19 protein-coding genes are annotated in these 25696 nt (G+C 69.9%); 14 read left to right on the forward strand and 5 right to left on the reverse strand.

Annotation, left to right across the window (positions count from 1 at the left end; genetic code table 11):
* Positions 1 to 91 precede the first annotated feature (91 nt).
* Complete coding sequence (locus ACQUS8_RS13450; RefSeq protein ID WP_435101945.1) at positions 92 to 325, reverse strand: hypothetical protein; 234 nt, start codon at positions 323 to 325, stop codon at positions 92 to 94.
* A gap of 131 nt (positions 326 to 456) precedes the next feature.
* Between ACQUS8_RS13450 and ACQUS8_RS13455 the strand changes: the two genes are divergently transcribed.
* The gene (locus tag ACQUS8_RS13455; protein ID WP_435101947.1) at positions 457 to 1488 is read left to right on the forward strand and encodes an FAD-binding oxidoreductase; all 1032 of its coding nucleotides are present in this window, start codon (positions 457 to 459) and stop codon (positions 1486 to 1488) included.
* 78 nt (positions 1489 to 1566) lie between these two features.
* On the opposite strand, the gene ACQUS8_RS13460 is transcribed toward ACQUS8_RS13455, so the two are convergent.
* Both ACQUS8_RS13460 and malA read right to left on the reverse strand, forming a co-directional pair.
* On the reverse strand, positions 1567 to 2688 hold the full coding sequence (locus ACQUS8_RS13460; RefSeq protein ID WP_435101949.1) for a sensor histidine kinase: 1122 nt from the start codon (positions 2686 to 2688) through the stop codon (positions 1567 to 1569).
* 278 nt (positions 2689 to 2966) lie between these two features.
* Entirely contained in the window at positions 2967 to 4976 is a 2010-nt protein-coding gene (gene malA, locus ACQUS8_RS13465; RefSeq protein ID WP_435101951.1) for an alpha-amylase MalA, read from the reverse strand.
* An 88-nt stretch (positions 4977 to 5064) separates the two neighbouring features.
* Between malA and ACQUS8_RS13470 the strand changes: the two genes are divergently transcribed.
* Entirely contained in the window at positions 5065 to 5514 is a 450-nt protein-coding gene (locus tag ACQUS8_RS13470; protein WP_435101953.1) for a DUF7510 family protein, read from the forward strand.
* Here ACQUS8_RS13470 and ACQUS8_RS13475 read toward each other — a convergent pair.
* Positions 5511 to 6542: a glycosyltransferase family 4 protein gene (locus ACQUS8_RS13475; RefSeq protein WP_435102318.1), complete on the reverse strand. Its 1032-nt coding sequence runs from the start codon at positions 6540 to 6542 to the stop codon at positions 5511 to 5513. The genes ACQUS8_RS13470 and ACQUS8_RS13475 overlap by 4 nt on opposite strands.
* Before the next feature lie 179 nt (positions 6543 to 6721).
* Here ACQUS8_RS13475 and malQ point away from each other — a divergent pair, with 179 nt between their 5' ends.
* The 12 genes from malQ (at position 6722) to ACQUS8_RS13535 (ending at position 21163) form a co-directional block, all read left to right on the forward strand.
* Entirely contained in the window at positions 6722 to 8215 is a 1494-nt protein-coding gene (gene malQ / locus ACQUS8_RS13480; protein WP_435101955.1) for a 4-alpha-glucanotransferase, read from the forward strand.
* Between the two features lie 63 nt (positions 8216 to 8278).
* Positions 8279 to 9193 carry a DMT family transporter gene (locus tag ACQUS8_RS13485; RefSeq protein ID WP_435101957.1) on the forward strand — a complete coding sequence of 305 codons (915 nt, stop codon included), beginning with the start codon at positions 8279 to 8281 and terminating at the stop codon, positions 9191 to 9193.
* Between the two features lie 43 nt (positions 9194 to 9236).
* Entirely contained in the window at positions 9237 to 9806 is a 570-nt protein-coding gene (locus ACQUS8_RS13490) for a hypothetical protein (protein WP_435101959.1), read from the forward strand.
* Between the two features lie 35 nt (positions 9807 to 9841).
* Positions 9842 to 11233: a PQQ-binding-like beta-propeller repeat protein gene (locus tag ACQUS8_RS13495; RefSeq protein WP_435101961.1), complete on the forward strand. Its 1392-nt coding sequence runs from the start codon at positions 9842 to 9844 to the stop codon at positions 11231 to 11233.
* A complete protein-coding gene (locus tag ACQUS8_RS13500; RefSeq protein ID WP_435101963.1) occupies positions 11230 to 12471 on the forward strand; it encodes a PQQ-binding-like beta-propeller repeat protein in 1242 nt (413 codons plus the stop codon). The genes ACQUS8_RS13495 and ACQUS8_RS13500 overlap by 4 nt, the downstream gene beginning before the upstream one ends.
* Before the next feature lie 221 nt (positions 12472 to 12692).
* The gene (locus ACQUS8_RS13505) at positions 12693 to 14141 is read left to right on the forward strand and encodes an NADH-ubiquinone oxidoreductase-F iron-sulfur binding region domain-containing protein (protein ID WP_435101965.1); all 1449 of its coding nucleotides are present in this window, start codon (positions 12693 to 12695) and stop codon (positions 14139 to 14141) included.
* A complete protein-coding gene (locus ACQUS8_RS13510; RefSeq protein ID WP_435101967.1) occupies positions 14142 to 15077 on the forward strand; it encodes a 2Fe-2S iron-sulfur cluster-binding protein in 936 nt (311 codons plus the stop codon). It abuts the gene before it with no gap.
* Positions 15074 to 17350, forward strand: coding sequence for a formate dehydrogenase subunit alpha (fdhF, locus tag ACQUS8_RS13515; RefSeq protein ID WP_435101969.1), 2277 nt, complete (start codon positions 15074 to 15076; stop codon positions 17348 to 17350). The genes ACQUS8_RS13510 and fdhF overlap by 4 nt, the downstream gene beginning before the upstream one ends.
* Positions 17350 to 18075: a DUF1641 domain-containing protein gene (locus ACQUS8_RS13520; protein WP_435101971.1), complete on the forward strand. Its 726-nt coding sequence runs from the start codon at positions 17350 to 17352 to the stop codon at positions 18073 to 18075. The genes fdhF and ACQUS8_RS13520 overlap by 1 nt, the downstream gene beginning before the upstream one ends.
* Positions 18076 to 18078: 3 nt before the next feature.
* Entirely contained in the window at positions 18079 to 19980 is a 1902-nt protein-coding gene (locus ACQUS8_RS13525) for a molybdopterin oxidoreductase family protein (protein WP_435101973.1), read from the forward strand.
* A gap of 42 nt (positions 19981 to 20022) precedes the next feature.
* A complete protein-coding gene (locus ACQUS8_RS13530; RefSeq protein WP_435101975.1) occupies positions 20023 to 20253 on the forward strand; it encodes a CDGSH iron-sulfur domain-containing protein in 231 nt (76 codons plus the stop codon).
* 49 nt (positions 20254 to 20302) lie between these two features.
* A complete protein-coding gene (locus ACQUS8_RS13535) occupies positions 20303 to 21163 on the forward strand; it encodes a hypothetical protein (protein ID WP_435101977.1) in 861 nt (286 codons plus the stop codon).
* A gap of 43 nt (positions 21164 to 21206) precedes the next feature.
* Here the strand turns inward: ACQUS8_RS13535 and ACQUS8_RS13540 are convergent, their stop codons facing one another.
* The gene (locus tag ACQUS8_RS13540) at positions 21207 to 23897 is read right to left on the reverse strand and encodes a beta strand repeat-containing protein (RefSeq protein WP_435102320.1); all 2691 of its coding nucleotides are present in this window, start codon (positions 23895 to 23897) and stop codon (positions 21207 to 21209) included.
* Positions 23898 to 25696: the final 1799 nt, after the last annotated feature.

Consider the following 25696-nt stretch of genomic DNA (forward strand, 5'->3'; position numbering starts at 1 on the left):
GGCGATGAAACGAGCGACCGCGACGCGTCGGGCGGACGCGGATGGCGGCCAGAAGAGCGTGTTCGAGTGCGGTGCGGCGGCGTGTCGCGGGCTACTCAACTCGGTAGCCCGCCGACTCCAGAATCCACTCGGCGTCGCCGACCGCCACCTCGCCTTCGGCGAGGAGTTCGACGGTGTCCGTCTCCGCGTCCGGGTCCGCCTCGCGAACGCCCGGCGCGCGCTCGATGCGCTCCGCGAGACGGCTCTCGTCGGCCGCCCGCAGTTCGCTGATCGACAACTCGAAACGCTCGTAGGCTGCGTTGTCACGGGGGGAGGATTGTGACATATTCTCATAGAGGCGACGAAGACTCAAAAGGCTACTCGCCGACCCGTACCCGCACGTGCGAGTGAGCGGAGAGGTGCCGAGGCCGCGACTGCCCCACCGGCTTTTTGCCCGCTCCGTCCGACAGCATCGACGTGCCAGTACAGGAGTATAAGGCTCGACACGACGCAATCGCCGACCTCCCGCTCGTCACCGAGTCCGCCGTCGTCACGGACGTCACGCGCCACGACCGGGACCGCCGCGAGGAAGCGCGCCAGGCGCTCGAACGCGCGCTCGAGCGCCGCGGCCTCGCGGACGACTACGGACTCGACGAGGCCACGCGGTGGGACGAACTCGCCGAAGCCCTCCGCGCGGACGGCCACCCGCGCCTCGCCCGCCAGACCGACGCTCTCTACGAGCGCGTCACGCGCCCGAAACCGATGGTCGTCGATATCTCCTTCCGCATCGAGGAGGAGTTCGACTACCTCGCCGGCCAGTACGTCGGCCTGAAGTACGACGGCATCTCCCGGGCGTACTCGCTCGCCTCCGCCCCCACCGAGGACGAGGCCGACATCTGCGTGCGACGGGTCCCGGGCGGCCGACTCTCCCCGCGACTCTGCGAGGACGTCGAACCCGGCGACGAGGTCACGGTCCGCGGACCCTACGGCGACTTGACGCTCGACAAGCCGAGCACGCACGACCTCGTCTTCCTCGCGACGGGGACCGGCGTCGCGCCCTTCCGCGGGATGATCAACTACGTCTTCGACACGGGCCGGGACGAGTTCGAGGGCGAGACACGCGACGTCTGGTTGTTCCTCGGCGCCGCGTGGGACGACGACCTGCCGTTCGGCCGCGAGTTCCGCGCGCTCGCGAACGAACACGAGAACTTCCACTTCGTCCCGTGTCTCACCCGCGAGCACTACCTGACGGCATGGCACGGCGAGAGCGACTACGTCCAGCGCGCGTTCGCGAAATACGTCGAGCGCGACGCCGTCGCGAAAGCGGTGGACCGCCCGCTCGGTGACGGCTTTCGGGACGCCCCGAAGGTCTCGACGGACGTCCGCATCGATCCCGACGAGGTGGACGTCTACGCCTGCGGGAGCAACGCGATGGTGTTCAGCCTCGAGCGCGCCGCCGAAGGCGTCGGCGTCCCCTCCGAGCGTATCGTCTGCGAGGGGTTCGGCTGACAGCGACGAGTGGCGCCGTTCACTCGGACGAGGTGCTGACACACTCGTGTCGAGGGCGGCGACGGACTCGCTGCGGTCTCACGCGGGCTGACCGGACTGCGTTTCCTCGGGGGACGCGGCGCGGGGGAGTTCGACGGTGAAGACGCTTCCCGCGTCGCCGGTCTCTGTGAGCTCGACATGACCGTCGTAGCGCTCCGCCAGGAGTCCGACGATGGTCAGCCCCAGTCCGTGCGTGGTGTCGTTTCTGGGCTCCGAGTCGAACAGCTCCTCCCGGGTCGGTTCGGCGATACCGGGGCCGTTGTCGGCGATTTCGACCGTCACGGTTCGGCCGGTCGTCGTGACGGTGACCTCGACCCGGGGCTGGTCGGCGTCGTTGTGCTCGACGGCGTTGTTCAGGAGGTTCGAGAACAGGCGTTTGAGGAGTGGGTCGGCACGCACGTAGGCTTCCTCGGGCAGCTGTCGCGTGACGTCCACCTGTGGATACCGGTCTCGGAGCCGCTCCAACTCGTCGGCCAGCACCGCGGTCACGTCCACCGGCTCTTTCGTCGTCTCGCCGGTCGCCGTCTCGGTCAGAATCCGCACGTCCTCGATGACGCTGGCCATCTCGGTCGACTGTCGGTAGATGGTCGACGCCGCCTCCTGGGGGTCCTCAGCGGACCCGTCCTTGATTAGTTCCGCGTAGCCCGAGATGACGGTCACCGTGTTCAGCACCTCGTGGCGGAGAATCGCGTTCACGTATTCGAGGAGGCGCTGTTGACGCTGGGCTTCCTCGGCCTGAACCGTGGCGCGTTCGGCCTCGAGAAGGGCGTCGACGCTTCGCGCGTTGAGGTAGCCGACGAGGAAGCCGAGTCCGCCGCCGACGGAGAACCCCCATCGGAGTGTCCCGAGCTGCATCAACGGGTCGCGGTACGAGATCATCGCGAACAGTGCGATGAACCCCCCGAAGAACAGCAAGCCACCGAGCGTCCACGCGAGGATCCGCGGCTGGAACGCCGTCGAGATCTGTAGCCGCGGCAGTCGATACACACCGAGCGCGAGGAGGGCGGCACATGGCGCGCTCATCAGGATGCTGGCGACGAGGCTGATCGTGAGGGGGGTGGGTCCGACGAGCTGGACCGCGAGCTCGACGGCCTGAACGGCGAGCAGCAGACACCCGACCCCCAGAAGCCCGATTCGAAGATACCGGTAGGAGGCATTCATCTACGTACACTCATGCAGACAGTCAATGATGTGGATAGGTTCGGCGGGGCACGGGTAGTAGATCACGGCTCGATCGGATAGTTGGCTGTATATCGTACTGCTTGCTATTAATACCTCATGTCAGAAAGTAGTTGTTTGTTGACGGTTCTGGGGAAACACCACTCCTCCGGGCGGCGCTGCATCACCCGCTAGCAGTGGGGGGTCGGCGGATTGCGAACGGTCGCGGCGGCCGCATGGTCGTGCCGTGGCCACTGCAGTCGCGCCGCAGGCACGCGGCGTTAGCGTGCGCTGCCGGACGGCGTGGTGCGCTGTCGGAACGCGGCCGGCGCCGTCGGGAGGACGAGGACGTCGTCGACTTCGAGACTGGCCGTGTCGTCGAGTGCGTCGCCCATCACGGCGTCCGCGGGAGCGACCTCGATATCGAGCGAGACGGTGGCGCTTCCCTCGGCGAAGTTGCAGAGGACGACGGCGGCGTCGGCGTCGCGCGGGTCCGCGGCGAGCGCGTCCGTCCCGCCACCCGCATTGTCGGTGTCCGGAGCGAGGCGGCCGTAGGCGGTGACGCGCTCCGGGTCGCCGGCCGTCACATCGTAGTCGAGGCGGTGGACGCTCCCCCCGGCCCGGAGCGCGGGCATCTCGCGTCGCAGGCCGAGCAGGCGCCGGTAGTGCTCACGGAGGGCGTCGTCGGTGTGCTCGGGGTCCCAGACGACGGCGTCGCGCTTCCCGAGCTGGCCGAGTTCCTGCCCGGCGTAGACGAGCGGTGCGCCCGGGAGCGTGCAGAGCGCGCCCGCGGCGGCGAGCGACGCGGGCCGGCCGCATTCGACGCGGTAGCGGACTTCGTCGTGGTTCTCCGCGTAGAGGAGGAAGCGCGCGTGGTCGGGGAACGCGCTCTCGCGGCGTGATTCGACGGCGTCAAGCAGGGCGGACGCGGGCGCCTCCCCGCAGCCGACGCTCCGGAGGGTAGCGTAGGTCGTCGAGTCGAAGTGGACGTCGAACATTCCCTCGTGGAAGTCCGGGATGTACGGAATCGTCTCGTCGAGGAGGAGGAAGTCGCCGTCGTGGGCCTTCACGCGGGCGCGGACTTCGCGCCAGAAGCCGTCCGGCACCGCCCACGCCATGTCGCAGCGGAAGCCGTCGACGAGCGACGCCCACGTGTCGACGGCGTCGAGGAGGTGGCGCCGGACGTCGAGCGTGTCGAAGTCGAAGTTCGCGATGCGCTCCCAGCCGAAGTACGTCTCCGGTTCGCCCGAGGCCTGCCACTCGTACCAGTCGTAGTAGGGGCTCTCCGGGTTCCGATAGGCGTCCTCGAAGAACGGGTGTTCGCGCCCCGAATGGTTCATCACGAGGTCGAAGAGCACCCGCATATCCCGGTCGTGGGCTTCCGCGACGAGGCGCTCGTAGTCCTCGCGTTCCCCGAGGTCCGGCGCGACGGCGAAGAAGTCCGTGATGTTGTAGCCGTGGGGCGCGTCGTCGCTCTCGAGGACGGGCGTCAGCCAGATGACGTCGACGCCGAGCGACTCCAGGTGGTCGAGACGCTCCGTGATGGCTTCGAGCGTCGCGCCGTGCTCGGCGTCCGGGGCGAACGTCCGGACGTACACCTCGTAGTAGACGGCGTCCGTCGCCCACGCGGGCGCGTCGTAGAGCCGTGTGACGGCGACGCCAGTCTCCTCGCGCTCGAGTGCGACGGCGTCCGCGACGCTGTGGCCGGACTCGCCGACGGCAACGGCGTGTACGCGCTCGCGGCCCTCGATTCGGTCGACGGGGACGCGGAGTTCGCGCCCGTCGACGCTGACGTCGTCCGACGTGAGGGTGTCGCGGTCGTCGAGGACGAACTCGACATCGAGGGCGGCGTCGGACGCCGCACTGTCGGGATGGGTGTGTGGCGTGGCCGCCACGACGACGGTGTCGCCGTCGACGCGGCCGTCGAGGCGGACGCGCGGGCGGCCCTCGTCGTCGCCCCCGTGCCCGTGCTCGTAGTGGCCTGCCTCGCCCTCGGTTCGGAGCGCGCCGCCGCTGGAGCCCTCGTGTGGCGTCCGCGCACGACCGCCCGAGTCGGGGAAACAGCGGACAGTCTGATGGTGGGTGCCCGTCGGGCCCTCAAGGGCGAAGACGTACTCGCCGGGCGTCGTCGGCTCGAACGCCTGGACGGGATCGTCAGTGAGCGAGACGGCGGCGTCGGCGGGCGCGGACGCGACTGCCCACGAGTAGGCCGCCGCGGGGTCCGGGTCCCACGGCGCCAACTCGACGGTGTCCCCGACCGAAACGAAGCGCGGCGGCCCGACGTGGTCCATGATCACCTGACAGTTCAGCGACTGGGGGCTTGTCGGTTGCGGTGCGACCCACCCAAACTACCATAGCCGCCCCCGTCGAGGACTACGTATGTCCGACCCCGACGCACCGACCGTCTCCATCGACGCCGACGTCGCGGCCGACGGTACCGTCGTCACCGTCGCCGGGACGCGCGACGCCGCCGTCGTCGTCTACTCGGCGTCCGGCGAGGAGATCTACCTCCCGCCGGAGGACTTCGAGGACCCGATTGAGAACCTGCGCTCGCCTATCGACAGCCCCTACGAGGGGACGCTCCCGGAGAGCCTCGACCCACTCGTGCGCGAGGACACACCGAGTCCCTACGACGCGGCCGACGCCGACGCGACCCCCTACGACCCTGCGGGCGACGGCGACGACCCGAGTCCGTACGCCGCCGTGGGCGGGGAGAACACCGGTCATGGCCCCAGCAAGCGCATCATCGGCGTCGAGTCAACCCGGACCGGCTTCCGAATCGTCCACCCGGAGCCGATTCACGACATCCGAGTCATCCGGGCCCCCTAGGCGAGCAGGTCCTCGTAGAGGGCGACGTAGTCGTCGGCGACGTCCCCCCACGTCCGCTCCTCGAACGGCGGGACGCCGTCCATCGCGAGCACCTCGTCGATGCCGTCCGCGATGGAGTCCGATTCGGCGTCGACGCGGACGAGACACTCCTCGGGGATGACCTCGGCGGCGCCACACTCGGTCGTGACGACGGGCGTCCCCGTGGAGAGCGCCTCGACGACGGTCATACCGAACGGTTCGGCGAGCGAGGAGGAGACGAACGCGTCCGCGCTCGCGTAGTAGTCCGCGAGCTCCTCGTCGGGGACGTAGCCGACGAACACCACCTGGTCGTCGATGTCGAGCAGCTCGGCGAAGCGCTTGAGCTGGGCGGTGAGGTGGCCGGAGCCGCCGAGGACGAGCGTCACGTCGGGTCGGCGGAGTTTCGACATCGCGTAGAGGAGGTGCGTGATTCCCTTCTGGTGGGTGTGGCGGCCGACGAAGAAGAGCATCGGGCCGTCGATGCCGAGTTCCGCCTTGACGTCCCGACCGGTGGGCTCGACGCGCTGGAAGCCGTTGTGGACGACCGCGGGGTCGCCGCCGTAGAACTCGCGCGTGCGGCGCGCGGTGAGGTTGCTGACGGCGACGACACGGTCGGCGCGGTCGACGATGCGCTGCTCGGTCTCCAACTCGTAGTCCGGCGGGTTGAGGTTCCGGTCCTGGGTGAGCGAGTGGAACGTCGTCATCCACTGGGCGTCGTGGGTGGACTGCGCGCGGACGCCGGGGTCGTAGCCGAACCAGTCGTGCGTGTGGACGACGTCGGCGTCCGCGGCGCGCTCAACGAACGAGTCGGAGAGGCGCTCGATGCGCGTGATGACGTCGCCGTCCCCGGTGGGCACGCCGTGGATGTTCGGCACGTCGTCGGGTGCGAACTCCGCCGGGAGGACCAACTCGACGTCGACGTCGTCGCGGCCGTCGTACTCCCAGAAGAGCGATCCGACGAAGGTGTCGAGGCCGCCGCTGATGTTCGGGGGGAACCCCCACCCGAGCATCAGAACGGTCGGTGGCACGGCTCACCACCGGCGGTGTGAACTGGACGACCCGTACGCCCGGTGCGTCGCTGAGCCATTGGCGTCTCTGCGGTGTGCGACGCTATGACTCTGCTGTGCCTCGCAAATATTACCTCCACCGTCGGCAACGTTCATGGCGGCGGGTCCGCTATCACGGATGCATGAATTTCGAGCGGACGAGCGGCGTCTTCTGCCACCTCACCTCGCTCCCCGGCGAGCACGGCATCGGCGACCTCGGCGCGGGCGCCCACGACTTCCTCGCCTTCCTCGACGCGGCCGACCAGTCGCTCTGGCAGTTCTGCCCCCTCGGCCCCACCGCCAGCGTCCACGGCCACTCGCCCTACAGTTCACCCTCGACGTTCGCCGGTAACCCCCTCCTCGTCGACCTCAACGCCCTCCACGACCGGGGCTGGCTGACCGCCCCCGAGGTCGCACCCCCGGAGGACGCCGACACCGCGCGCGTGAACTACGACGCCGTCGCCACCTTCAAACACGACCGCCTCCGCACCGCCTTCCAGCGCTTCGAGCAGAGCGCGGACGCCGCCGCGAACGACGCCTTCGAGTCGTTCCGCGAGCGCGAAGCCGACTGGCTCGCCGACTACACGCTCTACCGCGCGCTCAAACGCGCCCACGGCGAGGCATCGTGGACCGAATGGCCCCGCGAGCTACGCGAACGCGACCCGGACGCCCTCGCCGCCGCCCGCGAGGAACACGCCGACGAACTCCGCTATCACGCCTTCGTCCAGTGGCGGTTCGACGAGCAGTGGCGCGCGCTCCGCGAGGCCGCCCGCGAGCGCGGGATTCGCCTCCTCGGCGACGTCCCGATGTACGCCGCGCTCGACTCCGCGGACGTCTGGGCGAACCGCGAGGCGTTCGCCGTCGACACCGCCGGGAACGCAGAAGCCGTCGCGGGTGTCCCGCCGAACCCCGGCGACGAGGGCCAGCGCTGGGGAATGCCGGTCTACGACTGGGACGCGCTCGCCGCCGACGACTACGACTGGTGGACGCGCCGCCTCGAGCGCCTCTTCGACCTCGTCGACGTCGCGCGCCTCGACCACTTCAAGGCGTTCGACGCCTACTGGGCGATTCCCGCCGAGGAGGGCGCGAGTGCTGCCGACGGCGAGTGGCGCGCCGGCCCCGACACGGCCTTCTTCGAGCACGTCCGCGACGAACTCGGCGACCTCCCGTTCGTCGTCGAGGACCTCGGCTTCCTCGACGAGGGGATGCTCGGCCTGCGCGACCACTTCGGCTTCCCCGGGATGCGCGTCCCCGAATACGCCGACTGGTGTGCCGAACACCACCGCTACAAGCCCTCGGACTATCCGCGCGACTGTGTCGCCTACACCTCCACGCACGACACGGACACCGCCACCGGCTACTACCGCTCGCTCGATTCGACCCAGCGCGACTGCTTCGACTACGCCGTCGGCGTCGACGACGAGGCGCCCGCGTGGGCGCTCCTCGACGCCGTCTGGGACTCACCCGCCGTCGTCGCGATGACCACCGTCCCCGACCTGCTCAATCTCGGGAGCGACGCCCGTCTGAACACGCCCGGCACCGCACACGGGAACTGGACGTGGCGCGTCGCCCCCGACCGCCTCGACGACGACCTCGCCGACCGGCTCGCGGACGTCACCGCGAGCGCGCGGCGCTGACCGGGACGCACGCCGTCCGGCAGTTCGCCGGCGTTATCACGGCCGGCGCGCCTCCACTCGACGATGACCAGACGCGACGCCGCACTCTACCTCGGCCTCGCGGCGGCGTGGGGGACGGCGTTCGTCGCGACTGACGCCGCCCTCGATACCGTCCAGCCGATTCCGCTCGCCGCCATCCGCTTCGACATCGCGGCGCTCCTGCTGGTCGGCGTCGTCGTCGCCACCGGCCGCTCGCTCCGCCCGCGCGGGTGGGGCGATTGGTCTCCGATTCTGATTGGGGGCCTCTGCAACATCGGCCTCCACCACGCGCTCCTCTTCGCCGGCCAGCAGACCGTCCCCCCAGCCGTCGCCGCCACGCTCCTCGGCCTCGTCCCCGTCCTGACGCCCGCAGTCACGCGCTTCGCGCGCCCGGACGAACGCCTCTCGCCACTCGGCGTCGTCGGCGTCCTCGTCGGATTCGGGGGTGTGGTCCTCATCGCGAACCCGGACCCGTCGAACCTCGCGGCGAGCGTCGGCGTCGGATTCGTCCTCGCCTCGGCCGTCGCGTGGACCGCGGGCGCGGTGTTCACCTCCGAGGACGACGCCGAACTCGGCGGGCTCGCCCTGCAGGCGTGGATGCTCCTCGTCGGCGCGCTCGCGCTCGACGCCGCGGCGTTCGTCGTGCCCGGCCAGTCGTTCGCGGCGGCGGCCTTCCCGCCGGAGACGGTCGCGTGGGTGCTCTACCTCGCCGTCGTCCCGGGCGCCGCGGGCTTCCTCGTCTACTTCACCCTCCTCGACCGCCTCGGCCCCATCGAGATGGGCCTCATCGAGTACGTCATCCCGCCGTTCGCCGCCGTGTTCGGGTGGCTCGTCCTCGGCGAGGGGTTAGCGGCCTCGACGATTGGAGGCTTCCTCGCGGTGCTCGTCGGCTTTTCCCTCGTGAAGGCGAGCGCGCTCAGACGCTCCCTCCGGGTGTGGCTGGACGCCCGCGGACGGTAGAGTGCCGGAACGGTTATCCGGTGGCCGACGTACAACGCCGAGTATGAGTGATGACCTCTACGAGACCGCGGAGGACCTCGCGAACGACCTCGTGCGCGACGACATCACCGTCCTCTCGCGCCCCGACGTCAACCACCGACTGAAGACCCGCCTCGACATCTCGAAGGTCGACCACGACGTCGTGACCGACGCGTTCGAGAACGCCGACTGGGAGTACAGCCGCCACCTCTACTTCCACCCGCAGGGCCTCCACGAGGAGGTCCTCGGTCTCGCCGAGGAGTTCAAGAGCGACGGCCGCCTGCTCGTCACGCACGACGAGGTCTGCGACGAACTCGCGCGCGAGAGCGAGGAGGAGGAGGAGCCGATTCGCGACCACGTCAGCGGGTGGAAGCAGGGCGAGTTCGACGAACTCGTGCGCAAGTCCCTCGACGACGCCGGGTGGCGCCACGAGACGGTCGAGCGCCGCGGCCACGAACTTCGGGTCTACCTCCGCCCGCTCTACGAGGTCTTCGAGCAGAGCTACCCGAGCGGCAAGTCGCCGCTGACGACGAACGAACTCTTCTCACACTACCTCTCCACGTCCATGTCGGACGCGCTGGAGAAGCAGCAGTAATACCTTCAAGTGGCGGGGCGGCGTCGATACGCTCGATGCGCCGCCCCGCCCTCCACTCCACATCGAACACGGACCGCGACGCCGCCGAGCCGTCGCAGACGGCCCCGTCCAACGGGGCACGACGCCTCGGTCGGCGCGACCTGCTCGCCGCGCTCGGCGCGTCGGGCGCGGCCGCGCTCGCCGGCTGTTCGACCCGCACGTCACGCACGCCGATAGTCGAGACGCCGCCCACGGCGCCGGACGCGCCGTGGCCGACCGCGCACGGGACGCCCGCGAACACCGGCCGTGCGTCGAGTGCGGGACCGCCGGACGACCCGACCGCCACCCACTGGGACCTCTTCGACTACACCGACGACATCGGCGACGTCTACAGCGCGCCGGTCGCCGGCGACTACGTCTACGTCGCGCGCGTCCCGCGGGGCCGCGTCGACCCGTACCGCGACGACGACTCGCCGGGACACCTGTTCGCCGTCGACCCCGCGAGCGACGACCTCGCGTGGGACCGCTCGCTCCCGGCGCTTGCGACCGGGCCGCCCGCGCTCGTGGACGGCCGCGTGGTCGTGTCGACGACGGCCGGCGAACTCGTCGCGTTCGACGCGCAGAGCGGCACCCCGCGGTGGAGTCGCGTCGTCGGGTCGCCCGCCGCGCCGCCGACGACGACGGCCACGCGGGTGTTCGCCGGGGACGGTGACGGCCGCCTCCACGCGTTCGCGCCGGACGGCACGCGCGTCTGGTCGGCCACCTACGGCCCGACGCTCGAGGCGCCATTTCTCGGGACGCGCCCGCGGTTCCGGACGAAACCCGCCGTCGGTGAGACATACTGCTACGCCGTCGTCTCGCCGGCCAGCGACCACGTGGCGTGCACGCTCGTCGCGTATCGGTTGCGCGACGGCGGCGTCGCGTGGACGCACGAGTTCAGGAGCGGCGGCGAACACCACCCGCCGGCCGTCTCCGAGGGCACTGTCTACCTCCCCGAATCCGGCGTGCTGCGCGCGCTCGACGCGAGCACCGGCCGCGAACGCTGGCACCACGTCTTCGGAACGTATCGGGGGCCGAGCACGCCCGCGGTCGGCGACTCGCACGTGTACGTCGCGGCGAAGAACGCCTACGCGCTCGACCGAGAGACGGGGCGCGAGCGCTGGCGCTACGTGAACACGAGCACCGGGGGCGACAGGGGCTATCGCCACCCGCTCTCCGAGTCGCCCGCGCTCGCCGGTGACGACCTCTACGTCGGCATCGGCTGTCTGGACGCCGCGACCGGCGACGCGCGCTGGGGCGAGTTCGGGAACGACCCCGAGAGCGACGCGCAGTATTACGGCCCGACGGAACGTGGCACGCCGGCGCAGAGCGGTCCCGCAGTCGCGGACGGCGCGCTCTATGTGACGATGCGCTACGGGCGACTCTACCGCTTCGGGGGTGGACGATGACGCGCGACGGCGAGCGCGGGATCGGGCCACGAACGACTCGGCGCGGCCTGCTCGCCGCGCTCGGCGCGTCGGGTGCGAGCGCGCTCGCGGGCTGTAGCGGCATGTTCGGCGAGAGCGAGGAGACGGAGCCGGTGACGGTTGACATCGATCCGTCGCGGGACGTCGGGACGCCGGGGTGGCCGGTGGGGCACGGCGACGCCGGCAACACGAACGCCTTCCCGAAGGGAGCGGGCGTCGGTGATTCGCTCGCGCTCGACTGGACGGTGACGCTCGGCGGGAACGCGGCGGCGATTCCGCCGGTCGTGCGGGACGACTACGCGGTGACGTCGAACGGCTGGCATCAGGCGTACGGCATGCGGACGGACGGAACGGTCGCGTGGCAGAACCAGTACCCGAACGGCGTGACGACGGTGCCGCCGGCGTTCGTCGGCGACGTCGTCGTGCTCGTCGCGGACGGCGACCTCGTGGCGCTCGACCCGACCGACGGCTCGCAGGTCTGGACGGCGTCGCTCCCCGGTGCGGACACGTTCGCGTGGCTGAACGGCGCGGACGACACCGTCGTCGCCGCGACGAATCTCGGCGTCGCGGCAATCGACGCGGGCGACGGGACGCGTCGATGGTACTACCAAACGGGCCGGGAGACGCAGTCTCCGCCGGCGCTCGCCGACGGAGTCGTCTACGCGGGGAGCGAGGACACTTACGTTTACGCGCTGGACGGGGCGAGCGGCGCGGTCCGCTGGCGCGTGAAGACGGAGGCGCGGGTCGGTTCGCTCGCCGTCGCGGAGGGCCGCGTCTACGCCGCCACGGAGGACGGCGTCCTGTACGGACTTGATGCGGCGAGCGGGACGGAGCGCTGGACGGCGACGCTCGACGGCGCGCCCTTCACGCTCGCGGTGACGGGTGGGCAGCTGTTCGTCGGTGTGGATGCCGACCGCCGGACCGACCACCTGCGCGCGGTGGACGCCGACGACGGGACGCTCGGGTGGCGCACCCCGGCGTTCTCGGGGTCGAGTCTCGCCGCGGGCGTGGACGCCCTCTACGCACCCGTCGAGCGGGACGACGAGTACGGAGAGACGCTCGGCGTCCTCGACCCGACGACGGGCGCGGTCCGTGCACACCTGCAGACGCCAGACCGGACGCGAGTCTATCGCGGTCCGGCCGTCGCCGACGGCGGGCTCTACGCGGCGGGCCTGGGCCGGGGCGGCGTCCTCACGGCGAAGGTAACGTCAGGTAACTGACCTCCGACTACTGTAGTTAAAGCTAGGCCTTCGCGCAGCACTGAGACGGCAACTCGCGGTGTTAGCTAACTCACCACACAGAGGCGTCGCAGTACGGCGTTTCCGGGTCTACGGGGCGCCACGTCCCCGTTCGCGAGAAAGGGGCGGGATGGTTCGAAGCGAGTAACTATTTTTGCCTTCGGTGAGTGTGCCCGAGTGAATGGTGACTCGTAGTGGTTAATTTGCAAGAACGAACGACCGCGGTCCGCGTCGCCGGGACGGACGCGAGTGCGGTCGTCGAGGGTGTGGAGGGCGGCGACGTCCCCGTCGTTGCAGTCGGGTCGACCGGGGCACGTGCGCTCGAACCACTCCTCGTCGCGACACACGACGGGGAGAGCGCGTTCGTCACGAACGCGTCCGCAAGCGACGTCGAGGCGGCCGCCGACGCCCTCGATGACGGGGGTCTACCGGGGGACGCCGACGCGCGCGTCACGCACGACGCGGCGCCGACGTCGCTCCCCGTCCCGGACCTCGAAGGCTTCGCCGGCGCGCGTAGTGCGCTCGCGCGCTGTGGCTGGATCGACCCCGCGGACCCCGAGGCGTACGACGCCGCCGTCGGCTTCAGCGACGCCGACGCCGACGCCGTTCTCGACGCCGCCGAGGGCCTGCACGGGCGTGGCTGGGGGGACTGGAGCGCCGACGAACCCGTCGCCGACCTCTGGGCCGGCGTGCGCGAACGCGACGACCCCGCGGTCGTCGTCGTGAACGCCCACGGCAACCCCGGCGACGCGCTCCTCCTCGAGAGCGACCCCTACGCCGTGCTGGACGGCGCGACGGCCGCCGCGCGCGCCGTCGGCGCCGACGCCGTGTTCGTCTACGCGAGCGAGGGCGACGAGGCCGCCGTCGCGAGCGCCCGGACGGCCGCCGACGCCGGCGACTTCGACGTCCCCGTCGACGTCGTCGAGGGGCCCGCGGTGTACCGCGCCGCCGAACCGACGATGGCCATCGAGGCCATCGAGGGCAACCACCGCCTCGAAGCGCGCCTCCGCCCGCCCGGCCCCGACGTCGAGGGCGTCTACGGCGACCCGACGGTCGTCCACACCGCCCGGACGTACGCCCACCTCGCGGGCGCGCTCCACGAGGAGGCATCCGAGACGCGCGTCGTCTCCGTCACCGGCGACGTCGAGACAGCGACCACGCTCGAACTCGCCGAGTCCGAGACGGTCGCGCACGCCGTCGAAGCCGCGGGCGTCGACGCGTTCACGGCAGCCTGCGTCGGCGGGAAGTTCGGCGGCCTGACGACCGACCTCGACGTCGGCATCGCGCCCGACGCGCTCGCCGAGGCCGACCTCGGCACCGAGGGCACCGTCGAGGTGCTCGGCGACGAGCGCTGTCCGGTCGCGTTCGTCGGCCAGCGCGCCAACGTCGCCTCGGAGACGAACTGCGGGCGCTGCGTGCCGTGTCGTGAGGGGTCGACGCAGCTGACCGAACTGCTGCGCGACGTCTACGACGGCACCTACGACGAGGCCGGCATCGAGGAGTTGAGTCGCGTGATGGAGTCGACGAGCATCTGCGCGTTCGGCCGCCACGTCCCCCGCACCGTCCGGACGGCGATGCGGGAGTTCGACGAGGCGTTCGAGGCGCACGCCGCGGGCGACTGCCCGAGCGGCATCTGTACGGTGGATTCATAGATGAGTTCAGAACACGTAGACGGACGAGAGGCACCGCCGCTGACGGAGACAATCGCCCCCGGGACCGCGAGCGACCCCGAGGTGAAGAGCGAGGACGCCGCGACCGTGACGGTCGACGGCGTCGAGGTCGAAGTCCCCGAGGGCTCGACCGTCATCGAGGCCATCGAGGCTGTCGAGACGGCCGGGAACGTCCCCGCGCTCTGCTACTACGACCGCGACAGCCCGCAGGCCGAGAAGATCGGCCCGCGCAGCGAGTGTCGGACCTGCATGGTCGAGACCGAGGAGCACGGGATGGTTCCCTCCTGCAGCTTCCCCGCCGAGGACGGCCTCTCCGTCTCCACGGACGCCGAGGCGGCGACGGAGGCCCGCGACGTCAACCTCGACCTCGTGCTGTCGGACCACAACCTCCGCTGTACGACCTGCGGGAAGAACGGGCGCTGTGAGCTGCAGGACGCGTCCATCGAGAACGACGTCGAGGAGCCGCGCTACGGAGTCTTCGACGACCGCGAGGAGTACGAGCCACTCGACGACTCCAGCGACTTCATCCAGATCGACCGCAACAAGTGCATCCTCTGCAACCGCTGTGTGGAGGCGTGTAACGACGTGCAGGTCGAGGGCGTCCTCCGCATGGAGGGCTCCGGGAAGGACACCCGCATCGGGTTCCAGAACGGCGCGGAGACGATGGAGGACTCGACGTGTGTCTCCTGTGGACACTGCGTCACCGTCTGCCCGACCGGCAGCCTCGTCGAGCAGGACATCGCCGACGCCGCGACGATTCCGCTCCCCGGCTTCAGTCAGAAGAACAGCATCGGGAAGTCCCTCGAGAGCACCGGTAAGGAGAACAAAGGACCCATGACACGAATGAAGAAGGACGAGCCGAAGGACCTGACGAGCGAGGCCCGCACCGAGCCGGAGAACCCGGGTGACTGGCTATGAGCGACGACGAGCGCAAGGCCGGCGTCGCCGGGTTCATGCAGCGGGCGAAGGAGCAGGCGAACCGGAACGTCGAACACTTCGCCGAAGGGATGGCCGCCGGGTCGATGCCGGAGGGGAAGCTCTTCGACATCGCCCAGCAGATCAGCGACAAGCGCCTCGGCGAGCTGACCGTCGACGACACCACCTGTGGCTACTGCGCGGTCGGCTGTCGCTTCGACGTCTACACGGACGGCGAGGAGGTGCTCGCGACGCGCGCCACCGACCCCGAGAAGTCGCCCGTCAACGACATCTCGACCTGCGTGAAGGGGAAGTTCTCCTACAACTTCGCGAACTCCGAGGAGCGCCTCACCGACCCGCTCGTCCGCGACGAGAACGGCGAGTGGCGCGAAGCCACGTGGGACGAAGCGCTCAGTCGGGTCGTCGAGGGCTTCCAGGACATCATCGACGAGTACGGCAACGAGGCGATGAGTGTCATCGCGTCCTCGAAGGCGACCAACGAGGAGAACTACCTGATGGGCAAGTTCGCCCGCCAGGTGCTCGGGACGAACACCGTCGACAACTGCAACCGCCTCTGTCACTCCTCGACCGTCGCCGGCCTCGCGAAGACGTACGGCTACGGCGCGGCCTCGATCAGCGTGAAGGACTTCGACGAGGCGGACCTCATCTTCCTCACCGGGTCGAACACCACCGAAGCCCACCCCGTGCTCGGCACGCGCATCAAGCAGCACGTCAAGGAGGGCGGCGACCTCATCGTCTTCGACCCGCGCGAGACGCAGATCGCCGAGTACGCCGACCAGTACACCGAGATCCGCCCGGGCTACGACACGGTCTGGGTCAACGGCGTCACGCGCTACATCATCGAGAACGACCTCTACGACGAGGAGTTCGTCGACGAGCGCACGACCGGCTTCGAGGAGGTCAAGGAGGCCGTTTCGGAGTTCACGCCCGAGTACGTCGAGGAAGTCACGGGCGCGCCCGCCGAGGAGATCGTCTCCGCCGCCGAAGCCATCGCCGAGGCGGACAAGACTGTCTTCGGGTGGACGCTCGGCATCACCGAGCACTCCCACGGCACCGACAACGTCGCGGCGCTCGCGAACCTCGCCGCCATCACCGGGAACGTCGGCGAACCCGGCACCGGCGTCGCACCGTTCCGCGGCCAGAACAACGTCCAGGGCGGCGGCGGCGACATGGGCCCGCTCCCCGACAACTTCCCCGGCTACCAGAAGCTCGCGAACGACGACGTCCGCGAGAAGTTCGAGGAAGCGTGGGACTGCGAGATCCCCGCCGAGCGCGGCTTCTACACGACCGAGATGTTCAACGCCTTCGAGGACGGGCCGCTCGAGGGCATGTACTGCATCGGCGAGAACCCCTCGCTCTCCGAGCCCGGGAAGAAGCACGCCGACGAGGTCCTCGAGAACATGGAGTTCCTCGTCGTGCAGGACCTCTTCCTGAACGAGACGGCGAAGTACGCCGACGTCGTCCTCCCCGCCGTCTCCTTCCTCGAGAAGGAGGGCACCTTCGCGAACACGGACCGCCGCGTCCAGAAGGTCAATCAGGTGCTCGAGAAGAAGGGCAACGCGAAGGCCGACTGGGAGATCCTCCAGGAGCTCGCGAACCGCATGGGTCGCGAGTGGGACTACGAGGACACCAACGAGATCAACGAGGAAATGCGCTCGCTGACGCCCATCTACGGCGGCATCAGCCACGAGCGCATCGAGGAAGAGGGCGGCATCCAGTGGCCGTGCTGGGACGAGGACCACCCCGGGACCGAGCGCCTCTACACCGAGGAGTTCAACACCGAGGACGGCAAGGCGAACCTCACGCCGGTCGGCTACGCGGAGCCGATGTCCCCGCAGACCGAGGAGTTCCCGCTCACCCTCACCACGGGTCGCGTCCTCTACCAGTACCACACGGGCACGATGACGCACCCCGAGGAGGGCATCATGAAGTACAACGACCGGGACTTCGTCGAACTCAACCCGAAGACCGCCGCCTCCCACGGCATCGAGGACGGCGACCCGGTCCGCCTCGAGTCCGACAAGGGCGAAATCGTCGTCACCGCGCAGGTGACCGAGCGCGTCGGCGAGGACACCGTCTTCGCGCCCATCCACTTCGCGGAGACTGCCGTGAACACGCTCACGGACTCCGAGCGCCTCGACCCCGAGGCGAAGACGCCGGAGTTCAAGGCGACTGCCGTCCGCATCAGCCCGGTCGAGGGCCAGGAGTCGACGGGCCGCCCGAACAGCGTCGAACCCGCGCGGGGTGACGACTGATGGCGAAGCCCGCCCGCTCCGTTCCCGATAGTGCGACGAACCGCGAGCCGGAGCGTCCCGAGGAAGGTCGCGAAGCCCTCGAGGCCGTCATCGAGGAGTACGGCGGCGACGTCGCGGACGCCGCGGAGTACACCGACGAACTGGAGAGCGTCATCGAGACGGCAATCCTCGTCATCGCGAGCGCGGACGACGAGGAGGTCGACTACGTCACCGAGTCGATGGTGACGCTCGTGAAGGCGGGCGACGCCGTCAGCAACGAGGGCACCGTCGCGCTCGCCGAGTCGTTCGGCGAGAACTCCGACGAGTTCGCGGACCTCCTCGACGACGTCATCCGGATGCAACAGGAGGGCCACCTCTCGCAGTTCGTCACGCTCGCGGAGACGCTCGCCGAACCGCTTGATGAGGACGACGCCGAACGCCTCGCGACGACCGTCGGCGAGAACGCCGACGAGGTCGCGAACATGCTGGACTCGGTGCTCGAGCTCCAGAAGTCCGGCCAGCTCGACGACCTGCTCGCGCTCGCCGAGACGTTCTCCGGGCTTGACGCCGACGAGAACACCGCCGAGGGACTGAACACGATGCTCGGAGCGGTCGGCGACGCCCAGCAGGAGTCCGAGCCGGTCGGGCTCTTCGGCGCGATGCGCAAGCTCTCCGGGAGCGACGCGCGCGCCGGCCTCGGCTACCTCATCGCGGTGCTCAAGAACCTCGGACGCCGTATCAGCTAGGGAATGCAGGACGCGCACGCCGACGGTACCGCCAGCGAAACCGAGACGGTCTGCCCGCTCTGCGCGGTCGGCTGTCACCTCGCGCGCGGTGACGGCGCGGGTCGCGCACGCGGCGTGCCCGGCCCCGCGAACCCGAACGGTCGGCTCTGCGCGAAGGGCGCGAACGCCTTCGAGGCCGTCGAGGACGACGACCGACTCACCCAGCCGCTGGTTCGTGAGGACGGTGACCTCGTGGAGACGACCTGGGAGAGCGCGCTCGACCGTGCCACGGACGGCTTCGAGGACGTCCTCGACAGCCACGGCCCCGAGGCGCTCGCCTTCTTGGGTGCGCCGCACTGCTCGAACGAGGAGAACTACCTCCTCCAGAAGCTCGCGCGCACCCTCGGAACGAACACCGTGGACAACCGCGCGCGCCTCTGTCACGACAACGCGGCGGACGCGCTCGAAGCGCGCTTCGGCCATCCGGCCTCCACGCTCGGCCTCCCGGACCTCGAGGCGTCGGACCTCGTCATCGTCGTCGGCGCGAACCCCGCCGTCCAGCAGCCCGTGGCGTTCAACGCGTTCGTCCGCGGCAGCGACGGCGCGCTCGTCCACATCGACCCGCGGGCGAACGAGACGACGCGCGCCGCCGACGACCACCTCGCGCCACGCCCGGGGACAGACGCGCTCCTCCTCCAATGCGTCGCCGCGACGCTCGTCGCCGACGGCGACTACGACGCGGACTTCGTCGCCGAGCGCACCACCGGCTTCGAGGCGTACCGGGAGTCGCTCGCCGCGCTCGACGTGGAGCGTGCGGCCGCCGCGACGGACGTCCCCGTCGCGGACGTCCGACGCCTCGCAGAGCGCATCGCGGACGCGGACGGGGTCGCCGTCATCGCGGGCACCGGCGTCGAGGCCGACGACGGCGCGACCGTCGAGGCGCTCCTCGACGTGCTCTGCCTCACCGGGAACGTCGACCGCGAGGGCGCGGGGTTCGCGCTCTTCCGCGGTCTGAACAACGAGCAGGGCGCGACCGACGTCGGCTGTCGCCCGGACAGACTCCCGGGTCATGCGTCGCTCGCCGACCCGGACGCCCGCGAGCGCGTCGAGGCCGTTTGGGGCGTCGAGGTCCCCACGGAACCGGGGTTGAACGAGACGGAGGCGCTCGGCGTCTTCGGCGAGGAGGTCCACGGCGCGCTCGTCGTCGGGGAGAACCCCGCTGTCGCGAAGCGAGACGCCGACTGGACGGCCGAGCGCCTCGATTCGCTCTCCACGCTCGTCGTCGTGGACGTCTACGAGACCGAGACCACCGAACACGCCGACGTCGTCCTCCCGGCGGCGGTCGGCCTCGAGAAGTCGGGGACGGTCACGAACCTCGACCGGCGCGTGCAGGCGCTCGCCGCCGTCGCCGACCCGCCCGGGAACGCCCGGACGGACTTCGAGACGCTCTGCGCGCTCGGCCAGCGTCTCGTCGGTGACGGCTTCGACTACACCGACCCGAGCGAGGCGCGCGCCGAACTGCGCCGGGTCAGCCCGCTCCACGCGAACGTCGAAGTCGGCGAGCAGTGGGACTACACCGGCTTCGACACGCCGGACGGCCGCGCGGCGTTCTCGCCCGCGGACGTCGACGTCGAGGTGGACGACGGCGACGCGCTCGCGCTCGTCGTCGGGAGTCGCGCCGGCGGTTTCGGCGCCGCTGACGTGAGCGCCGACGAAAACCTCCACCTCAACCCCGCGGACGCCGACGCGCGCGGCCTCAGCGACGGCGACGCGGTTCGGGTCAGCACCGACGGCGCGAGCGTCGAGACGACGCTCACCGTCGAGGACGGCGTTCGTGAGGGCGTCGCCTACCTCCACGCGGACGTCGCCGACCCGCTCGTCCGCGCGGGCGCCGCCACCGTCGACGTCGAGGCGGCAGGCGAGTAGGCGGACGCCGGAGTCTTCCGTCACCCCCTCGTTTCTCCGGGTATGTCGCGACTCGTCGAACACGACGCGAACGGCCCCCTGAAGCTCGACGAAGACGATATCGACCCCGAGAAGGGAGACATCGCCGTCTGCCGCTGTGGGCTCTCCGACGACCACCCGTTCTGTGACGGCTCCCATCGCGCGACGCGCGACGAGGACGCCGACACCACCTACGTCTACGACGAGGACGGTGAGCGCCGCGTCGTCGAGGACGTCGTCACTGCGGACGAGTAGCACACCGTCGGCCACTATCGCTTTTCCGTTCGCGCCTGTCCGCGGCAGTGTGAGTCGTCAGTCTGGCTTCCGCGCGGACGTCCGCGACGCCGTCCACGTCTCGGACCTCGCGCTCCTCGCGCTCCCCGCGCTCGCGATGGTCGGCGTCTTCGTGCTTCCGGACGCGACGACGGCGGGGTTCGCGCTCCACTACGAGGACCCGACCCTGCTCGCGATGTACGCCTCGAACTTCCTTCATCGCTCGCTCGGCCACCTCCTCGGCAACCTCGCGGCATACCTCCTCGTCGCGCCGCTCGTCTACCTGCTCTGCGTCCTCGGCGGGCGGCGTGGGCTCTTCCTCGCGAGCTTCGGGACGTTCCTCCTCGTCCTTCCGTGGGTGCTCTCCGCGCTGAACGTCGTGCTCGCCCGCCCGCGCGTCGGCTTCGGCTTCTCCGGCGTGACCCTCGCGTTCTTCGGGTTGCTCCCCTCGGCGCTGCTCACGTTCATCGACAGCCAGTTCACCGACGACGTCGGCATTCGGCACTCGCCCGTCCTCTTCTTCGCGGGCGCCACGCTCATCGGCGTCCTCGCCCTGCCGTCGCTGACCGGCCCGAGTTTCGGCGTCACCGCCGTCGCGGCGCTCGCCACCGCCCGCTACGGGCAGGACATCCGCGACGAACTCACCACGCTCTCACTCGAGGGGTTCCGCAACGCCACCGTCGAGGACGGTGGCTTCCTCGAACTCGGCGTGAGCGCGCTCGTCGTCTTCCTCTGCTTCCTCTTCGTCGCGTTCCCGAGCGACCCGGCGAGTCGAGGTGCTGTCGTCAACCTCTACGTCCACCTGCTCGGCTACTGTCTCGGCTACCTCTCCCCGTTCTGCACGGCGTTCCTCGCCGGGCGCATTGGCTACGGGCAGGGCATGGACGTCTGAGCGAAACCGCAGAACGGAGAAAAGTGAACCGCGAGACCGCGCGTTAGAGCTGGTCCTGGCGGTAGACGTAGAGGCCGCCGACGAGCAGCGCGAGGACGACCAGCACCACGACGATGGGGACGACCGGGAGACCGCCCTTGCTGGAGACGGGCGTGGTCGTCGGCTGGTTGGCGTTCGTCGTGCCGGCCGTGCCACCGTCCTCGACGGTGACGGTGCCGGCGCCTTGGTCGTCGACACTGACGTCGTAGTCGCCGGCGGACTCGAAGGCGTGTTCGAACGTCACCGTCGTCTGCTCGTTCGCGCCGAGCGAGACAGTCTGCTCGGTGACGGTGGTGCCGTCCACGACGAGCGGGACGGTGTATTCGCCGGCGGAGCCGCCGGTGTTCTCGACGGTGGCGGTGACCGTCACCGTCTCACCGGTCGAGACCTGTTCGGACTGCACGGTGGCGTCCGTGACGCTGAACTCGGCGGGCGAGCTTCCGACCGCGTAGACGGAGAGGCCGGGCGACGTCGCGGTGAACGTCAGCACGTTCCCGTCGCGCGAGTCGAGCGACGTCTCGAGGGCGTTCCACGAGCCGTCGTGGTAGCGGTAGAGCGAGACCTGCGAGGCCGAGAGGCCGCGCGCGTCGAGTTCACTCGCAGTGACGGTGAAGGTGAAGGACACCGTGCCGATGTTCTCCTCGGCGACCGCGTGGCTGATGTTGAAGTAGCTGATCGCGCTCGCACTCCCGAGGCCGGGCGTCGAACCCGTGTCGTTCGAGACGGTGAACGTCGTCGACGACGTGTCGTTCATGTCGAGGCTGAACTGCTTGAGCGTCGCGTTCGGGTTCGTGCCGGTCGCGTTCGCGGTCACGCTGACTGTCTCACCGGCGGAGACGTTCGAGAGCGCGATATGAACGCCCGTGCCGTTCACGGAGCGCGTGACGGTGACCGGCGGTTCGGGCGACGGCGTGTCGACCGGCGGTGAGACGGCGCCACCGCCGCCACCACCGCCGAGGTTCGGCGAGCCGCCGCCGTTGTTGCCGCCGTTGTTGCCGCCGTTATTGCCGCCGCCGCTGGTCGCGGCGCGGACCTCGACCGTCCCGACGGACTGGCCGTCGACGAAGACGTCGTGGCTCCCGACCGGCAGGCCGGAGAGCGTGACGGTCGTGGTGTTCTGGCCGTTCGCGGGCAGCGACACCGTGACCAGCGCCGAGATCGAGGCGTTCGGCACCGTGACGGCGACGCCGACCGTCTGCGGCGTGTCGAGCCGGTTCGTCGCGGTGACGTTCACGGTCGCGTTCTCGTCGGCCGTGATCGTCGAAGACGCGAGCGACCCGGTGGCGCTGTAGTTCGCGGAGACGGTGACGGTGCCGGCGTTCACGCCGCCGACGGCGAACGCGTACGTCCCGGGCGTCCCGAGCGTGCGCTCGAACGTCACCGTCGTCTGCTCGCTGGCGTTCAGCGTGACCGTCGTGCCGGCGACCGGCGTCCCGTTGCGCGTGAGGACGACGGAGCGGTTCCCGGCTTCGTCGCCGGTGTTCGACACCGTCGCGGTGACGGTCGCGTTCGTGCCGGCGACGACATCAGTCGGCGTCACCGACGCGTCGGTGACCTGAATGTTCGACCCGCTCGCGATACGGAACGTCGCGGTGGTCGTGTTCGAGTTCCCGGCAGCGTCGGCGACCGTCGCGGTGATGCTGTGCGGCGTCCCCGGCTGCAGGTTCTCGATGGTGAACGTCGCGTTCGTCGCCGTCTTCGTGACGTTCGTGACGTTCGCGTTCGTGCTCACGGACTCACCGTCGACGACGAGCGTGACGTCCACCGGGTCGATGGTGGAGAGCAGGTCGGTGTACGCGACGGTCGGCGAGACGCTGACCGTGGTGCTGGGGAGCGTCTCGTTGTCCGGTGCGATGTAGATGGCGGGCGCGCGCGTGTCGGCCGCGACGTGGAACGTGACGTTCGTCGTGTTCACGTTCCCGGCGGCGTCGGTCGCGCTGACGGACACGGTGTGGGTGGTCCCCGGCTGGAGGTCCGTGACGTTGTACGTGACGTTCGCGTAGTTCGTCGTGTTCGCGGCGCTCGTCACGTCCGTCCCGTCCACGCGGACGGTGACGGAGTCGACGCCCGTGCCGGAATCAGTCGCGCTCGCGGCGAGCGGGACGTGGGTCGTCGTGTTTGCGTACGTCTTGTTCTCCGGCGAGAGGACCTCGACGCTCGGGCCTGTGGTGTCGTTCGCGACGGTGAACGTCACCGTGTCAGTCGCCGTGTTCCCGGCGCGGTCGGTGACGTTCAGCGTGAACGTGTGCGTGCCCGTACCGGGCGTCGCGGTGACGTTCAGGGTGCCCGACGTCAGGTTCGCCTCGTTGCTGAGGTCCGTGCCGTCGAGCGTCGCGTTCACGGCCGCGAGCCCGGAGTCGGCGTCACCGAACGAGGCGTTCAGCGGCACTTCCGTCGTGCCGGCGGGGAACTCCGTGCCGTTCGTGGGTGTGGTGATGTGTGCGCTCGGCTTCGCGGTATCGTCCGCGACGCTGAGCGTCGTCGTCGTGGTGTTCGTGTTCGCGCGCGTGTCGTTCGCGCTGACCCTCACGGTGTAGTTCGCGCCGGGTTCGAGGCCGGTCGCGTTGTACGACACCGTCGCGTTCCCGTTCGCGGTCTCGGCAACCGTGGCGTTCGTGGTGACGTCGCTGCCGTTCCACGAGAGCGTGACCGTGCTCGCGTTCACACCGTTCGGGTCGGTGATGGACGCGTTCACCCACGCGGACGTCGCGGACGCCGGGACGGACGTCGGCGAGGTGACCGTGATGTTCGGGCCGGTGGTGTCGTTTGTCGTCGCGGTGTACGTCGAGAAGTGGCTGACGTTCGCGACCCAGTACGGATCACCGCTTACGACGGTGTCGCCGTTCTGGTCCGTGACGGTGTAGTTCTTGACGAGGTCCGTATCGTAGCGCTCCCACGAGTCCGTCGTCGAGTTGTAGTAGCGGACGGTGACGTTCTTCCCGTTCTTCGCCTTCCCCTTGCTGCGGACGGGGAACGCGAGCGTCGAGCCGGCGGTGATGTTGCCGTTGATGTTCTCGCTGACCTGGCCGACGAGCGTCATGACGCTCGTGGCCTTCTGCGGGAGCTTCTGGGACGGCCGGTCGCTCCCGGTCATCGTGTAGAAGCCCCGGTCGACTTCCGTGTCGAGTTCGAGGTCGGCGACGATGCCGGAGTCGGCGAGGTAGACGGTGACGTTCGACTTGTCCGTGAAAGTCTGCACGCTCGCGTTCGCCGTCGCGCTCCCGACGTTCCCGGCGTCGTCTTCACCGGTGACGGAGATGTTGTAGGTCCCATCGCCGCTCAGGTTGAAGGTCGCGTTGTAGGTGCTGGGCGCCGTCTGAGTGAAGGTGAGCCCGGAGACGTTCGTCCCGTGCTCGACGGTCCCGTTGGGCGTGCCGGCGAGGGACTCACTGGTCGGCGTCGCGACGGTGACGGTGCCGATACCGCTCGTGGTGTTCGTCGCGAGGCTCGCGGCGAGTTCGGGCGGCGTCGAGTCGACCGTCACCGTCGCGTTCGTCACGGAGACGTTCCGGTTGAACGCGTCGTCCATGGCGACGACGGTGAGCCGATAGGTGCCATCGACGCGGAGGCGAGTGGCGTCGAACGTCGCGCTCGTCACGTTCTCCGTCTTCGTGACGGTCGACCGGACGCCCGTCCCGGCCTTCCGGAGGACGTAGGTCGCACGCGTCACGTTCGCCGCGTCGGCGAAGGTCGTGTTCGCGGTGACGGTGCCGGTGGCGTTCGTCGCGTTCGGCGTCAGCGTCGCGTCAGTGACGACTGGGCCGGTGGTGTCGACGCGGACCGTCGTGTTCGCGCTCGCGGTGTGACCGTAGGCGTCCTCGGCGTACACCGTCACGGTGTAGGTGCCGTCCGCGACGAACGAGCCATCGAGCCGTCCGTTCCACGTCGTCGTCGTGACGCCCGCGGTGAGCCGTGCGCGGTCGGTGACGTTCTCGGTGTGGACGACGGTCGTCTCGTTCGCGTAGACGACGGTGGCGTTCGCGAGGTTCGCGTCAGCCGCGGTGACGATGCCGGCGAACGGGAAGCCCTTCTTCATCGCGCCGCGGTTGAGGCGCGTGATGCCCACGGTGGGCGGGGTCGCGTCGACCGTGACCGTCCACGTGCGCGCCGTCTCGTGACCGGCGTTGTCGGCGACGACGGCCTTCAGGTTGTGGACGCCGGCGGTGAGGGTCGAGAGGGCGACGCTCGCCGCACTCTCGTTCGCGCTCGTGAAGTCGACGCGCTCGCCGTCGACGTAGAGGACGGCGCTGGACGCGTTGATTCCGGATTCGGCGCTCGCGGGCGCCGGGCCGTTATCGGCGTACGTCACGGCGACGGTCGGGTGCTCGCTCGACCCGTCGTCGGGCGTGACGGACGTGATGGTCGGCGCGGAGACGAGGTCGAAGCGGTAGGTCTTCGTCACCGTGTTGTTCGCGCTGTCAGTCGCGGTGACGTTCACCGTCACGGGGCCTTCGTGCCAGCCCGTCGTGTCGACGGTGAGGACGGTGTCGTTCG

The organism is Halarchaeum sp. P4 (assembly GCF_051195175.1).
Classification (GTDB): Archaea; Halobacteriota; Halobacteria; order Halobacteriales; family Halobacteriaceae; genus Halarchaeum.